The sequence below is a fragment of the Blastococcus haudaquaticus genome (assembly GCF_900230285.1).
In the GTDB taxonomy this organism is placed as follows: Bacteria; Actinomycetota; Actinomycetes; order Mycobacteriales; family Geodermatophilaceae; genus Blastococcus_B; species Blastococcus_B haudaquaticus.
Map to the genome: position 1 here is coordinate 182674 of NZ_OCNK01000003.1, position 13540 is coordinate 196213.

General features: G+C 74.0%; 16 protein-coding genes. 8 read left to right on the plus strand and 8 right to left on the minus strand.

Annotated elements, in window-relative coordinates:
* Window positions 1-53 precede the first annotated feature (53 nt).
* Window positions 54-623: a hypothetical protein gene (locus CRP30_RS12250; protein ID WP_097184274.1), complete on the minus strand. Its 570-nt coding sequence runs from the start codon at window positions 621-623 to the stop codon at window positions 54-56.
* Between the two features lie 240 nt (window positions 624-863).
* On the opposite strand from CRP30_RS12250, the gene CRP30_RS12255 reads away from it, so the two are divergent.
* Entirely contained in the window at window positions 864-2558 is a 1695-nt protein-coding gene (locus CRP30_RS12255; protein WP_200814724.1) for an alkaline phosphatase D family protein, read from the plus strand.
* A 21-nt stretch (window positions 2559-2579) separates the two neighbouring features.
* On the opposite strand, the gene CRP30_RS12260 is transcribed toward CRP30_RS12255, so the two are convergent.
* From CRP30_RS12260 to CRP30_RS12275, 4 genes are read right to left on the minus strand one after another with little or no spacing between them, the layout of a single operon-like run.
* Window positions 2580-3710 (minus strand): NAD(P)/FAD-dependent oxidoreductase, encoded by a 1131-nt coding sequence (locus tag CRP30_RS12260; RefSeq protein ID WP_097184276.1) that lies wholly within the window; start codon window positions 3708-3710, stop codon window positions 2580-2582.
* 27 nt (window positions 3711-3737) lie between these two features.
* Window positions 3738-4673: an alpha/beta fold hydrolase gene (locus CRP30_RS12265; RefSeq protein WP_097184277.1), complete on the minus strand. Its 936-nt coding sequence runs from the start codon at window positions 4671-4673 to the stop codon at window positions 3738-3740.
* Window positions 4674-4733: 60 nt separating this feature from the next.
* Complete coding sequence (locus tag CRP30_RS12270) at window positions 4734-5309, minus strand: LOG family protein (protein WP_097184278.1); 576 nt, start codon at window positions 5307-5309, stop codon at window positions 4734-4736.
* A 3-nt stretch (window positions 5310-5312) separates the two neighbouring features.
* Window positions 5313-5774 (minus strand): MaoC family dehydratase, encoded by a 462-nt coding sequence (locus tag CRP30_RS12275; RefSeq protein WP_097184279.1) that lies wholly within the window; start codon window positions 5772-5774, stop codon window positions 5313-5315.
* A gap of 139 nt (window positions 5775-5913) precedes the next feature.
* Here CRP30_RS12275 and CRP30_RS12280 point away from each other — a divergent pair, with 139 nt between their 5' ends.
* The 5 genes from CRP30_RS12280 (at window position 5914) to CRP30_RS12300 (ending at window position 9292) form a co-directional block, all read left to right on the plus strand.
* Window positions 5914-6390 carry an NUDIX domain-containing protein gene (locus CRP30_RS12280; protein WP_097184280.1) on the plus strand — a complete coding sequence of 159 codons (477 nt, stop codon included), beginning with the start codon at window positions 5914-5916 and terminating at the stop codon, window positions 6388-6390.
* A gap of 83 nt (window positions 6391-6473) precedes the next feature.
* Window positions 6474-7220 (plus strand): hypothetical protein, encoded by a 747-nt coding sequence (locus CRP30_RS12285; RefSeq protein ID WP_097184281.1) that lies wholly within the window; start codon window positions 6474-6476, stop codon window positions 7218-7220.
* A gap of 39 nt (window positions 7221-7259) precedes the next feature.
* Window positions 7260-8147 carry a 1,4-dihydroxy-2-naphthoyl-CoA synthase gene (locus tag CRP30_RS12290; protein WP_097184932.1) on the plus strand — a complete coding sequence of 296 codons (888 nt, stop codon included), beginning with the start codon at window positions 7260-7262 and terminating at the stop codon, window positions 8145-8147.
* Window positions 8148-8200: 53 nt separating this feature from the next.
* On the plus strand, window positions 8201-8533 hold the full coding sequence (locus CRP30_RS12295; RefSeq protein ID WP_097184282.1) for a hypothetical protein: 333 nt from the start codon (window positions 8201-8203) through the stop codon (window positions 8531-8533).
* Between the two features lie 147 nt (window positions 8534-8680).
* A complete protein-coding gene (locus CRP30_RS12300) occupies window positions 8681-9292 on the plus strand; it encodes a TetR-like C-terminal domain-containing protein (RefSeq protein ID WP_097184283.1) in 612 nt (203 codons plus the stop codon).
* Window positions 9293-9302: 10 nt separating this feature from the next.
* Here CRP30_RS12300 and CRP30_RS12305 read toward each other — a convergent pair whose 3' ends face one another.
* Complete coding sequence (locus CRP30_RS12305; RefSeq protein WP_097184284.1) at window positions 9303-10016, minus strand: TetR/AcrR family transcriptional regulator; 714 nt, start codon at window positions 10014-10016, stop codon at window positions 9303-9305.
* 85 nt (window positions 10017-10101) lie between these two features.
* A complete protein-coding gene (locus CRP30_RS12310; protein WP_097184285.1) occupies window positions 10102-10530 on the minus strand; it encodes a DUF5946 family protein in 429 nt (142 codons plus the stop codon).
* Window positions 10531-10655: 125 nt separating this feature from the next.
* Here CRP30_RS12310 and CRP30_RS12315 point away from each other — a divergent pair, with 125 nt between their 5' ends.
* Window positions 10656-11774: an NDMA-dependent alcohol dehydrogenase gene (locus CRP30_RS12315; RefSeq protein WP_097184933.1), complete on the plus strand. Its 1119-nt coding sequence runs from the start codon at window positions 10656-10658 to the stop codon at window positions 11772-11774.
* Between the two features lie 39 nt (window positions 11775-11813).
* Window positions 11814-12479, plus strand: a complete 666-nt coding sequence (locus tag CRP30_RS12320; RefSeq protein WP_097184286.1) for an HAD family hydrolase — start codon at window positions 11814-11816, stop codon at window positions 12477-12479.
* 198 nt (window positions 12480-12677) lie between these two features.
* On the opposite strand, the gene CRP30_RS12325 is transcribed toward CRP30_RS12320, so the two are convergent.
* On the minus strand, window positions 12678-13520 hold the full coding sequence (locus CRP30_RS12325; protein WP_097184287.1) for a glycerophosphodiester phosphodiesterase: 843 nt from the start codon (window positions 13518-13520) through the stop codon (window positions 12678-12680).
* Between the last annotated feature and the right edge of the window lie 20 nt (window positions 13521-13540).

Genomic DNA, 13540 nt, shown 5'->3' on the forward strand with positions numbered 1-13540 from the left:
CCCTACGGAGGGCAACACCGGGGACCGGCCGAACATGCCCGGACGGCGTGGGTTCAGGCCGCACGCTGTTCCGTCCCGAGCGCCGCGAGGAGCCGGACCTCGATGACCAGGTCGCGGAGCTCGACGACCTCGGTCAGCGTTCGCGGCGGGACGAGCAGCGGACCGGTGGCCGAGCCGAACCCGATGCGCACGGGGCAGACGACGGCGTCGGTGACGTCCCGGAGCCGAGCGCGGGCGGTCGTCCGGACGGGGAGCACCCGGTCGGCGACGTCGGACCACCCCGCGGCGGTCCGGGGGACGCCGACGAGCAGGGCCAGGTCGCCGAAGACCCCGGCCGAGTTCTCGACCAGCAGCCGGTGCGGCCGCTCCCGCGGCCACGGCGTCGCCGGCTGGACGACCTGGACGCGGATGCCCAGCGCGGTGAGCAGGTTGGCGGCGCCGCAGACCTGCAGGGCCCGGCGGCGCTGCACCGAGGTGGCGGGCAGGATCGCCGCCCGGGTGCGGATGCCGGCGAGGGTGGCCTGGAAGCGCAGCCGGCGCTGCTGCTGCGTGGTGGGGGTGACCCGGCCGGGCCTGATCCGGGGCCTGGTCCGGGGCTGGGTGCGGGGCGGGGCGGAGGTCATGGCTCTCCTCGCGGACCGGGGGCCGGGGCCGGCCCTGAACGCGATCAGCGTCCCCCCGAGGAGTGACCGGCTCGTGGCGCCCGGGCGACGCCCGGAAAACCGCCGGAAAAACACCGCGAGAAGTCGCCTGAGCACGGTGCGTGACAAGTGAGGTTTCTGAGGTCACGGGTACGGGTGAATCGATTGTTGACCCTTTCGTGATCTGCGCATACTTCGCGACCTTCCGTGAAGGGACGGTCCGTGGCCACCCGTATGCACAAGCTCACCCGCCGACAGGTACTCCAGATGAGTGCCGTCGCCGGTGTCGGGTTGATGGTGGCCACCGCCGATCCCGCCACCGCCGACCCGGTCTCCGTCGACCCCGTCTCCACCGGTGGCGTGGCCACGGGTGGATCGGTCTTCGTCCACGGTGTCGCCTCCGGGGACCCACTGCCGGACGCGATCCTGCTCTGGACCCGGGTGACCCCGCGGCCGGAGGACGTCCCCGGATCGGGCACCGGCCCGGACGTCTCCGTGCGCTGGGAGGTGGCCACCGACCCCCGCTTCGAGGAGATCGTCCGGAGCGGGACGGTGCGGACCGGTCCCGGCCGCGACCACACGGTCAAGGTCGACGTCACCGGCCTGGAGCCGGGCACCGACTACTGGTACCGCTTCCGGTACGGCGGCGTGGGCTCGCCCGTCGGCCGTTCGCACACCGCGCCCGCGCCCGGCGCCGCCGTCGACAAGCTGACGATGGCGGTCGTGTCCTGCGCCAACCTGCAGGCCGGGTGGTTCGCGGCGTACCGGCACCTGGCCGCCCGTGAGGACCTCGACCTGGTGGTGCACCTCGGCGACTACTTCTACGAGTACGGCCCGGGCACGTACCAGGCGCGCGACGTCGTCGTCCGCCCCCACGACCCGCCGCACGAGCTGTTCACCCTCTCCGACTACCGGCGCCGGCACGCGCAGTACAAGTCCGACGCCGACCTGCAGGCGCTGCACGCCGCCGCTCCGTGGGTGGTGACCTGGGACGACCACGAGACGGCCAACGACGCCTGGTCCGGCGGCGCCCAGGGCCACACCGCCGGCGTCGAGGGGGAGTGGCAGAGCCGCCGCGCCATCGCGCAGCAGGCCTACGCCGAGTGGATGCCCGTGCGGTACACCCCCGGCGGCCGGCTGTACCGGCGGCTGACGTTCGGGCGGCTGGCCAGCCTGTCGATGCTGGACCTGCGCAGCTACCGCGACGAGCAGGTGCTCACCCCGGACGACCCCGCCCTGGACGACAGCGACCGCACCATGACCGGGGCGCGGCAGATGGACTTCCTGCTCGACTCGCTGGACGACGGGGAGGTGCAGTGGAAGCTCGTCGGCAACCCCGTGATGATGTCGCCGCTGAAGTACCCGCCGCTCCTGGACGCCGAGGTGATCGACCACATGGCGAAGATGGTCGGCTTCCCGGTGCCGCCGGTCGAGGGGCAGCCCTACAGCCTCGACCAGTGGGACGGCTACCCGGCCGACCGGGCGCGGATCGTCGACCACCTGCGCGAGGAGCAGATCCGCGACGTGGTCTTCCTGACCGGTGACATCCACTCCGGCTGGGCGAACGAGATCCCGGCCGACCCCGCGACCTACCGGAGCACCCGGGAGACCGTCGCGGTGGAGCTGGTGTGCGCCTCGGTCACCAGCGACAACCTCGACGACGGTCTGCGCACGGCGCCGCGGACGTCGTCGCTGGTGGTGGAGCGGACGGTCCGGGCCACCAACCCGCACGTGAAGTACGTCGACCTCGACTCCCACGGCTACTCCGTGCTGCAGCTGACGGAGGACGGGGCGCAGATGGACTGGTTCGTGCTCACCGACCGGACCGATCCGCACTCGGCCGCCATCTGGTCGACGTCGCGGCGGGTGCCCGCCGGATCGAGCCGCGTGCAGTCCGCGGAGCGGCGCCTGCCCTGACGGGTGCCGGCCGCCCGCGCGTCAGCGCAGGCGGCGGGCCGCCGCGGCGAGCGTCCGAGCGGTGAGCCGGCCGTCGGCCAGCCCCAGGTCGACGACGTCGTCGAACACCCGCTGGTCGTCGTCGGCGGCGCGGAAGACGGCGTCCATCACCCGCGGCCAGCGGCTCGCCCAGGACGCCGTCGACGAGTGCCGCAGGTGCCGGCCGAGCCGCCGGTGCAGTGCCGCGCGGTACTCCGCACCCGCGGCGGCGCCCCGCACCGCTGCCGCACCGGCCAGCGCGCCGGAGAGGACGGCGTAGAAGATCCCCTCCCCGGTGAGCGGGTTGATCAGCGACGCGGCGTCCCCCGCGAGGAGCACCCGTCCGTCCGGCAGCCGGGGCCGGCCGGTCGAGAGCGGCAGGCGGTGGGCCTTGAGCTCGGCCGCCCCGACGTCCGGCAGCAGCCGCTCGAGCCCGGCCAGCAGCCCCTCGCGGTTGACGCCGCCGGAGACCAGCTCGCCGTAACCGACGTTCGCCCGCCCGTCCCCGATCGGGAACGACCACGCGTACGCCGGCCAGCGCTGCTCGGTCGTCGCGATCAGCTGCACGTCCTCCAGGCCGGCCGGCACCGGCGCGTAGCCGCGGATGGCGATCGCCAGCCGGCTCGGTCCGTTCGGGGCGATGCCGAGCGCCCGCCGGACGACGGACTCCGCGCCGTCGGCACCGACCAGGACGTCCGCGCTCAGGACGCCGTCGATCTGCACGCCGTCCGGGCGCACCTCGATCCGGCGGACGACGTGCCGGCGGAACTGCGCGCCCGTGGCGAGCGCCGCGTCCAGCAGCCGGGCGTCGAGGACGGCGCGGGGGACCACCCGTGCCGGCCGGTGCATCGTCCGCTCGACGGTGGCTCCGCCGGGCGAGCGGAGCCGCAGCCGCGGGATGCTCGCGTAGCCCTCCGTCAGCGCGTCCGGATCGAGCCCCAGCCCGGCCAGGACGTCGAGGGCCTCCGGGGCGATGCCGTCGCCGCAGACCTTGTCGCGGGGGAACTCGGCGCGGTCGAGCACGAGCACGCGCGCGGCCGGGTCGGCCCGGCGGGCGGCCGTGGCGCAGGCCGCGCCGGCGGGCCCGCCGCCCACGACGACGACGTCCCAGTGCTCGGCGCCGGTGGACTGCATGGCAGGAACGCTAGGCAGTGCCGGCGGTCACTGCCCGACCGGCCGCGCGACGCCGTCCCAGTTCTGGGCGAGCAGCCGCCGCCAGCTGTCCAGGTCGTGCGCCGCGGGCTCGGTGCCGCCGATCCAGTCCAGCAGGACGTCGCAGAAGCGGTCGGGGTCGTCGAGGTGCGGCCAGTGGCCGGCGCCGTCGAAGACCTCGATGCGGGCGCTGGGCACCAGTGACCGCACGGTCTCGGCGTGCTGGGCGGGGACGATCGGGTCGCGGCTGCCCCAGATGACGAGCAGCGGGATGGAGTCGGCGAGGTACAGCCGGTCCAGCGCGGTGACCGCCTGGCCGCGGGCGTCCACGACCCCGCGCAGGGTGCGCAGGAAGGCCCGGCGCGCCTCCACGTCCTTCAGGGCCAGCAGGGCGTCGCCGGCCTCGGCGAGATCGCCGACCCGACGCCAGCCCGCCGCCCGGCCGACCTTCTCCACGGCCTGCAGGCCGAACCGCAGGGGGCCGGAGACGCTCGCCAGGGCGGTGACGACCAGCTCGGCGCCGGGCAGGGTGGCGGCACGCAGGCCCGCCGAGAGCTCGGGGCCGAGGCCGCCGCTGCCCACCAGAGCCAGCCGCTGGCAGCGCTCGGGGAACTGGTAGGCGAACTGCAGTGCGATGCCGCCGCCGAGGGAGTGGCCGACGACCGTCGCCTGCTCGATGTCCAGGACGGAGAGCAGGTCGCGCATCCCGTTGGCGTAGGCGGCGATGGAGTAGTCGCCGCGGGGCTTGTCGGAGTTGCCGTGGCCCAGGAGGTCCGGCGCGATGACGGTGTAGGTCTCGGCCAGCCGGTCGATGACCCCGGCCCAGGTCTGGCAGTTGTTCCCGATGCCGTGCAGGAGCAGCAGCGCGGGACCGTCGCCCGCCCGGATGAAGGCTCGTCTGTGCCCGTGGACCACTCGGGTCTCGGACACCTGGCGGGGCGGCATGCCTCCAGTGCACCACGAACCTGTTGCCGACGAGTTACAGGCAACCCCGGCGGACGTCGTTCAGGCGCGCTTCTGTGGGGCGGTCCACTTGCGCGGCGGGTGCTCGTAGCCCTCGACGAACGTGAGCAGGCCCTGCGCGTCGGACACGACGCCGAACGCGTCGAGGCGGGCGGCGTCCAGGTACCCGTCGTCGACCATGCGGTGCAACTGCGCGATCAGCGGCTGCCAGAAGCCGTCGACGTCGAACAGCGCGGTGGGCTTGGCGTGCAGGCCCAGCATCCCCCAGGTCCACGCCTCGAAGAGCTCCTCGAGGGTGCCCGCGGCGCCGGGGAGAGCGACGAAGGCGTCCGCGAGGTCGGCCATCACCGCCTTGCGCTCGTGCATCGACTGCACGACCTCCAGCCGCGGCAGGCCGGGGTGGGCCACCTCGTCGTCGACCAGGTGCTGGGGGATCACGCCGACGACCTCGCCGCCGGCGGCCAGGGCAGCGTCGGCGACGACGCCCATCATCCCGACGTGCCCGCCGCCGTAGACGATGCCGACGCCGGCCTCGGCGAGCTCACGGGCGAAGGTGGCCGCCGCTTCGGCGTGCGACGGCGGACCGGCGTGTGAACCGGTGAAGACCGCGACGCGCATGCGTCAGCCGCCGTAGTAGCGGTAGACCGGCTCGGCGATGCAGACCGGCTTCTCCCCGCCCTCGCGCTCGATGACGGCCGAGAGCGTCAGCTGCAGCCCGCCGGTGACCTCCTCGACCGACTTCAGGGTCGCCGTCAGCCGCACCTTGGCGCCCACCGGCACCGGCGAGGGGAAGCGCACCTTGTTCAGGCCGTAGTTGACGCCCATGACCGTGTCGGTGACGACGAGGACCTGCGAGGACAGCGGCGCCAGCAGCGACAACGTCAGGTAGCCGTGGGCGATCGGGCCGCCGAAGGGGCTCTCGGCCTTGGCGCGCTCGACGTCGACGTGGATCCACTGGTGGTCACCGGTCGCCTCGGCGAACTGGTTCACGTGCTCCTGGGTGACCTCGTGCCAGTCGCTGCTGCCGAGTTCGGTGCCGACCAGTCCGGGGACCTCGGCCATGGTCGTCGTGGTCGTCGTCATGCGGGAACGGTCCTCCAGGTGGTGCGGGCGGGGGGTCTCCCAGCAACCTAGTGCTCTGAGTCCCCCGCGACTCAGAGCCCGAGGTTCCGCAGGACCCCACCGCACCGCGGAGGTTGCGCGGACCGGGTTCACTGGTCGGGTGCTCGCCTCCACCGACGGCTGGACGTCCTGCGCCCAGGGCCACCGCCACTGGGGTCGCGCCGGGGCGGCCGGCCTGCTCCTGCACCGGGACGGCGCCGACGGGCCGGAGGTGCTGCTCCAGCACCGTGCCTGGTGGTCCCACCACGGCGGCACCTGGGGAACGCCCGGAGGCGCGCTGCACGACGGCGAATCGGTGGATGACGGCGCGCTGCGCGAGGTGCGCGAGGAGCTGGGCCTGACCTCCGACGACGTCGTCCTCGGCGCGCGGTCGGTCGACGACCACGGCGGCTGGGCCTACACGACCGTGCTCGCCCGCCCGGCGCGGCCGATCGAGGCCGGCGACCTGCAGCTGGACGGCGAGAGCACCGGTGTGGCGTGGGTGCCGCTCGCCCGGCTGGACGAGGTGGACCTGCACCCGGGGCTCGCCGCGTCCCTGACGAGGTTGCGGCAGCTCCTGGGACATCCGGAACGGTAGTTGGGCGTGGCGGGAATGAGGTGGCTCTCCGTGGGTAGGCGGTCACAGCTTCCCTGCACCACCCGTACGTGAAGGAGCCGGCCTTGTCCCGCGTCCACCGGCATCGCGCCCCCGGTTCCGCCACTCGTGGCGCCACCCGGCTGGCGACCGCACGCACCGCGGTGCAGCGCAGCCGCGCCCGGATCATCCTGGTGCTCGGCATGGCCTGCGCGGCGCTGCTCGTCGCCGCCCCGCTGGCGCTCTTCCTCTCCGGCGGTCCGGCGAGCGGCGGGAGTTCCCGTGATCCCGAGGGCGTCTTCACGGGCGACCCGAACACCGGCGTCGGCGGCGGCCCCGGACCCTCGTCGCCCGGTGTCGTCACCGGCTCCTCGCAGTCGCCGGCGCCCGGGGACCCGCCCGTGGACACGGCGGCCGACGGTTCGTCCGGCGGTGCCGCCGGCGGCGCGGGCGCTGCTGCCGGGGGTGAGGCAGCGGCTGCTGGGGCGGCTGCCGGTGGGCCCGCGGGCTCTGGTGTCCCCGCGGGCTCCGGGAGCGGCGGCAGCGCGGTCCAGCCCGGCACGGCCGCGGGGCAGCCGGCCGGTGGTGGCGGCTGGACGGCCCCGGCACAGCAGGGTCAGCAGCCCGCCTCCCAGCAGCCGGCCCAGCAGCAGCCCACGCAGCAGCAGCCCACCCAGCAGCAGCCCACCCAGCAGCCGGCGCCGCAACAGCCGGAGCCGCAGCCGGCGCCCCCGCCGAGCACGGACGCGAACGGCGTCCCGTGCCCGTGCACCGTGATCAACGGCGTCCTGACCAGCCTGTCGAAGCTGCCCGGCGGGCTGCTGGGCCAGTGACCCGGCGGCCCCGTCCGGGGCCCGGATAGGTTCGTGGGCATGAGCGCCCGCGACGACGTCTCCGAGATCTTCCACAGCTCCGCCTGGGCGCCGGTCGACGGCTTCGACTTCTCCGACATCACCTACCACCGCGCGGTCGACGCGGGCGTCGTCCGCATCGCCTTCGACCGGCCCGAGGTGCGCAATGCGTTCCGGCCGCAGTCGGTCGACGAGCTGATCACGGCGCTGGAGCACGCCCGGCTGTCCACCGACGTCGGCTGCGTGATCCTCACCGGCAACGGACCCAGCCCCAAGGACGGCGGCTGGGCGTTCTGCTCCGGCGGCGACCAGCGGGTCCGTGGGAAGTACGGCTACGAGCACGCGCAGGGTTCCAGCGGCCGGCTGCACATCCTCGAGGCGCAGCGGTTGATCCGCTTCATGCCCAAGGTCGTCATCTGCGTCGTCCCCGGGTGGGCCGCCGGCGGCGGGCACAGCCTGCACGTCGTCTCCGACCTGACGCTCGCGAGCGCCGAGCACGCCCGGTTCAAGCAGACCGACGCCGACGTCGGCAGCTTCGACGGCGGCTTCGGCTCCGCCTACCTCGCCCGCCAGGTCGGCCAGAAGTTCGCCCGCGAGATCTTCTTCCTGGGCGACGAGTACACCGCGCAGGACGCCCACGCCATGGGCATGGTCAACCGCGTCGTCCCGCACGCCGAGCTCGAGGCCACGGCGCTGGACTGGGGCCGGAAGATCGTGGCCAAGAGCCCGACCGCCCAGCGGATGCTCAAGTACTCGTTCAACCTGATCGACGACGGCCTGGTCGGGCAGCAGCTCTTCGCGGGGGAGACGACCCGGCTGGCCTACATGGCCGAGGAGGCCGTCGAGGGGCGCGACGCCTTCCTCGAGAAGCGCGCCCCCGACTTCAGCCGCTTCCCGTGGCATGTGTAAGGGCCTTTGTGGCCATAAAGGCCCGGTAGAGGGCCCATGACGAGGAGGACAACGTGATCGTCGAGGTCGTGACGGGCACCGAGGAGCGTCCGGAGGCGCGGGTCGTCGACGTCGACGACCTGGGCCGGCTGCACCTGGCCCTCGGCCAGGTGACCGACGAGGAGGCCGCGCAGGTGCTGGAGCGAGCCGGCCTCGGCCGGATCCAGGACAGCGAGACGGCGTTCCTGGACGTCGCCGCCCTGCACGCCGCCGCGCAGCCCCGCGCCACCGGTCCCGACTGGCAGGCCGACTGGGACCGGATGATCGCCCATGCCCGCACCCAGGGCTGGCTGTCCGAGGACGGGGCGACCGTCAGGGTGCACGTGGAGAGCGCCGCCGGCGCCTGAACGGACTCCCGGAGCGGGATTTCGCGCGGTACGCCAGAATTCAAGTACTCAGGTACCCAACAGTTGTGCCCCGCGGATCATTGTGGTCGGTCCGCCGACACGCCAGGATGTCGCGGTGCGTATGACGTCGGGACACGGAATCTGGTCATGAGCGGGACGCCCGGGCGCCCGCTCAGCTCGGAGCTGTCCGAGCAGCTGCTCTCGGTGGCGGTGGACATCCTCGCCGAGGAGGGCTGGGGGCGGCTCAACAGCGACCGGATCGCTGCCCGGGCCCGGGCGGGCAAAGCGGGGATCTACCGCCGATGGCCCACCATGGCGGCCCTCGCCCGCCACGCCGTGGGTCGGTTCCGGCTGGTCACCGTCCCCGACGACGGCGGGTCGCTTCGGGCGGACCTCGTCTCGCTGGTCTCCCGGTGGACCCTGCCGCTGGACCGCGAAGAGCGGGCCGTGGCGAGCATCGTCGGAGCGGCGCGGCACGAGGAGCAGCTGCGGGAGGGTCTCGACGACGCACTCGTCCACCCGCTCGCCGCGGCCGTGGACGAGCTGGCCCGGCGGTCGGCCGCCCGGGGTGAGCCCGTCGATCCCGACCGGTTGGCCCTGCTGGGATCGGTGCTGCAGGCCTTCTGGTGGCAGCGGTACACCGCCGCCGGCGACGGCGCGATGAGTGGCGAGGCCGTGGAACTGGTGGTCGACGACGTCCTGGTGCCGATCGTGGCCCTGACGTCGGGCGCGCGCCGGCCGGAGCCGGCGACCGTCTGACCCGTGCCGGTCAGCCGGCCCGGCGGATCGCGGCCGGGGGCCAGCCCGTCTCGGAGCCGTCGCCCGCGCCGGTGACGCTGCCGATCTGGGACTGGATGCCGGCGAGCACCCGGTCGATCAGCTGCTCGAGGGCGGCCACCCGGTCGGGGACGTCGCCGTGGACGGTGTCCTGGCGGCGATGCTCGACGAACACCACCCGGGAGGCGGCCAGCCAGATGGCGGCGGTCAGCGGCGCGACGATCGCCGACGACGAGAGGTGGGGCGCGCCGGGCTCGGGATCGGTCAGCCACGCCTCGGCCAGCGCAGCGCTCAGGCGGCGCTCGGCCTCCTGGATGACCCGCTGCTCGTGCGCGGCCAGGGCCGGGCAGGCGGCCAGCGCGGCCGTGAACGACCGGCCCTCCGCGGACAGGTGCAGGGTGCCGAAGTGCCCGGCACCCTCCACGAGGTGCCGGCGCAGGGCGGTCAGCGGTGAGGTCCCGGGCGGCCTGCCGCGGACCGCCTCGGCCGGAGCCTCGACCCAGGGGAGACGGCCGTCGAAGAACAGGTCTTCCTTGGTCACGAAGTGGTTGAAGACCGTCTGGACGGCGACGTCCGCCTCGCGGGCGATGTCGGCGATCGTGACCGCGTCGAAGCCGCCGTCGGCGAACATCCGCTGGGCGACGTCGCGGATGTGTCGTCGCGTGTGGGCCTTCTTCGCGGCGCGACGGTCCTGGATCTCACTCACCGTCGCAGCATAGGCACAGAAAGTATCCGCTGCTGGATGGCGACACGGGCGCCGGCCGACATTTCGTTACGAACCGGGGCCGTTATCAGCGGGACGCCGGCTCGGCGGCCCAGTCGTCGCGCACCGACCGCGCCCAGGACTCGACGAGGGCGGGCAGGTCGATGACGTCGAGGTCGGCGGCGACGTCCGCGATCGTCATCCGCCACACCCGCGGGCGCCGGGTCGCGTCGACGTCCCCGGCGGCACCGAGACGGTCGAGGGCCGCCCGCAACCGCTCGTCGTCCCCGGGCACGGGGTGCTGGGCGTCGTAGGCGGCGTCGGCAAGCTCGACGGCCGAGGCCGTCCCCGCGTGCGTGCCGGCCTCCTCCCGGAGGCCGTGCAGGGTCACCTCGAAGAGCCGGGTGCAGGCGGGGGACCCGCCCGGATGGGACGGGCCGCCGTCGGTCAGCGGGACGAGGACCGCACCGCACCCCGGACAGCTCTGCGTGGGCTGGGGCAGGTGGTCGTCGGGCACTCGACCGATGGTGCCGCACGCGGACCGGTGTCGCGGGTCCGGGGCTGCCGCGGAGGCCGGTGCGGTGGGGTCGGTGCGGAGGGGTCGGTGCGGCACCCGGTGCCCGGCCAGGCAGCATGGCGACCGTGCGAACGCGAGCTGCAGTCCTGCGCCGGCCCGAGACCGAGTACGAGATGGTGGAGCTCGAGGTCCTCGACCCTGGCCCGGGCGAGGTGCTGGTCGAGATGGCCTACGCCGGTCTGTGCCACTCCGACGAGCACCTGCGGCACTCCAACCCGGGCGGGCGGTACCCGATCGTCGGCGGGCACGAGGGGTCCGGCGTCGTCCTCGCCGTGGGTCCCGGCGTCCTCTCCGTCGCCCCGGGGGACCACGTCGTCACCAGCTTCCTGCCCGCCTGCGGGCACTGCCGGTTCTGCGCGCAGGGCCGCTCCAACCTCTGCGACAAGGGCGCGACGATCGCCAAGGGCGAGCTGCCGACCGGCACGTACCCCTTCCGGCTGGACGGCGAGCCGCTCGGCGGGTTCTGCATGATCGGGGCCTTCGCCCGGCACAGCCTGCTCAGCGAGTTCTCCTGCGTGCGGATCGATCCCTGGATCGCCCTGGACACCGCGGCCCTGGTCGCGTGCAGCGTGCCGACCGGCTGGGGTTCGGCGGTGTACTCGGGCGGGGTGCGCCCCGGCGACACCGTGGTCGTCGTGGGGCTCGGCGGGGTCGGGATCAACGCCGTCCAGGGCGCCGTGCACGCGGGCGCGATGAACGTCGTCGGCGTCGACCCGGTGGCGATGAAGCGCGAGTTCGCCGGGTCGGTGGGTGCCACGCACACGGTGGCCGGCACGGACGAGGCCGCCGGCCTCGCCCGTCAGCTGTCGCGGGGCACCGGTGCCGACGTCGTGATCGTGACCGTGGGGAAGATGTCCGCCGAGGCCTATGCCGGCGCGTCGTCGTCGCTGGGCAAGGGCGGGACGCTGGTGCTCACGGCCCTGGCGGACCGGCCGGAGGACGGCAACGTCTCCCTGGGCGGGCAGCTGGCCACCGTCTTCGAGCAGCGCATCCAGGGGTCGCTGTTCGGGTCGTGCAACCCCTTCAAGGACATCCCGATGCTGCTGCGCATGCACGAGGAGGGCCGGCTGGAGCTCGACCGGCTGATCACCCGGCGGTACTCGCTGGACCAGCTCAACGAGGGCTACCGCGACCAGGCGGCGGGCGAGACCATCCGCGGGCTGCTGGACCATTCCCTGACCTGAGCCCGGTTGGACGGCGCGGGGGCTGGGCAGCTCCCGCGCATGAGTGAAGCGCGCATCGCCGTCCTCGACGTCGACGGCACCCTGGTCGACACCAACTACCAGCACGCGCTGGCCTGGTACCGCGCGCTGCGGTCGCTGGGGGAGACCTACCCCGTGTGGCGGGTCCACCGGCTGATCGGGATGGGTGGCGATCAGCTGGTCAGCGCGCTCGGTGGCGACGAGGTCGAGGAGCGGATCGGCGACGCCGCCCGCGAGCGCTGGGTCGAGGAGGTCGACCCGATGATGGGCGAGACCGAGCTGCTGCCCGGCGCGCGCGAGCTGATCGTCGCCCTCAAGGAGCGCGGCCACCGGGTCGTGCTGGCCAGCTCCGGCAAGCCGCACCACGTCGAGCGCGCCCTGGACCTGCTCGACGCCCGCGAGCTGGCCGACGCGTGGACCACCAGCGAGGACGTGGAGGCGACGAAGCCGGCGCCGGACCTGCTGCAGGTGGCGCTGAAGAAGCTCGGCGAACCCGTGGACGCGCCGGCCATGGTCATCGGCGACTCGGTCTACGACGTCGAGGCGGCCAAGAACGCCGGGATGCCGGCGATCGTCGTCCGGTCCGGCGGGTTCGGCGACGACGAGCTGCGCGACGCCGGCGCCCTGGGCATCTACGACACCCCGGCCGACCTCACCGCCGCGCTGGACGAGACCGACCTCTCCTGACCCGGCCTGTGGTCTGCGGTCCGCCGTCGGGGGCCTGCGGGCAAGGGCCCGCTGCCTCTGGGCGGTGGGGTGCTCGCAACCTCGTGCTCTGAGTCGGTGGTGACTCAGAGCACGAGCTTCGGGAAGGGGCTGCGGGAAGGGGCTCGAAAATGGGGCTTCGGGAAGGCATCGCGCAGGAGTCGCCGTCCGGAGAGCTGCTCAGGAGGCGGCTGAGTTCCGGCCGAGGCGGCGCAGCAGCTCGACCGGGTCGTCGGTGATGGCCGCGTCCACGCCGAGCCGCTGCACGAGGTCCATGTCGGCGGGCCGGTTGACCGTCCACACGTGCACCTCCTTGCCGGCTGCGTGCGCGTCGGCGACGAACTGGGGGTCGGAGCGGATCACCGAGATCCCGGGCCCCACCGCCGTCGCGCTCCCGTTCAGCAGCTCCCGGCGCACCGGCCGCAGCCGCTTGCCGATCAGCTGCACGGTCGGGATCGCCGGCGCCAGCGCGCTCATCCGGCGCACGGCGAGCTGGGAGAAGCTCATCATCCGGACGGCGGGCTTGCCCGCCCACTCGACCGGCCGCCCGTTGCCCAGCAGGCCGTAGCGGCGCAGGCAGTCCACCAGCGCCTCCTCGACCTTGCCGGTGTGCCGGGTCGGGTGCTTGGTCTCGATCGCCAGCCGGACGGTGCCCGGGGAGGCGGTGATGTACTCCAGCAGCCGGTCCAGCGTGAGGACCAGGCCGTTCTCGACGTCGGGCTCGTCGGTCACCGCGAGGATCTCGTCGTCCGCCCAGCGGTGGACGACCTTCCGGGGCTTCCGCGAGCCGAACTGGTACTGCTCGAGCTCGGCGAGGTGCAGCGCCGACACGATGCCCCGCCCGTTGGACGTGTGCCGGATCTGCCGGTCGTGCACGCAGACGAGGACGCCGTCGCGGGTCAGCCGCACGTCGCACTCGACCGCGTCGGCACCCACGGCGGCGGCCTGCCGGTAGGCGGCGAGCGTGTGCTCGGGCGCCGCGGACGTGGCGCCGCGGTGGGCGACGACCTCGGGAGCGGTCAACGGAGCGAGGCGGAGGGAGC

Bases quoted from the DNA above. Each gene is read 5' to 3' on its own strand.
- CRP30_RS12300 (WP_097184283.1), top strand. From the start codon at position 8,681: ATGAGCGGGACGCCCGGGCGCCCGCTCAGCTCGGAGCTGTCCGAGCAG.
- CRP30_RS12265 (WP_097184277.1), bottom strand. From the start codon at position 4,673: ATGCCGCCCCGCCAGGTGTCCGAGACCCGAGTGGTCCACGGGCACAGA.
- CRP30_RS12275 (WP_097184279.1), bottom strand. From the start codon at position 5,774: ATGACGACGACCACGACGACCATGGCCGAGGTCCCCGGACTGGTCGGC.
- CRP30_RS12250 (WP_097184274.1), bottom strand. From the start codon at position 623: ATGACCTCCGCCCCGCCCCGCACCCAGCCCCGGACCAGGCCCCGGATC.
- CRP30_RS12260 (WP_097184276.1), bottom strand. From the start codon at position 3,710: ATGCAGTCCACCGGCGCCGAGCACTGGGACGTCGTCGTCGTGGGCGGC.
- CRP30_RS12290 (WP_097184932.1), top strand. From the start codon at position 7,260: ATGAGCGCCCGCGACGACGTCTCCGAGATCTTCCACAGCTCCGCCTGG.
- CRP30_RS12320 (WP_097184286.1), top strand. From the start codon at position 11,814: ATGAGTGAAGCGCGCATCGCCGTCCTCGACGTCGACGGCACCCTGGTC.
- CRP30_RS12270 (WP_097184278.1), bottom strand. From the start codon at position 5,309: ATGCGCGTCGCGGTCTTCACCGGTTCACACGCCGGTCCGCCGTCGCAC.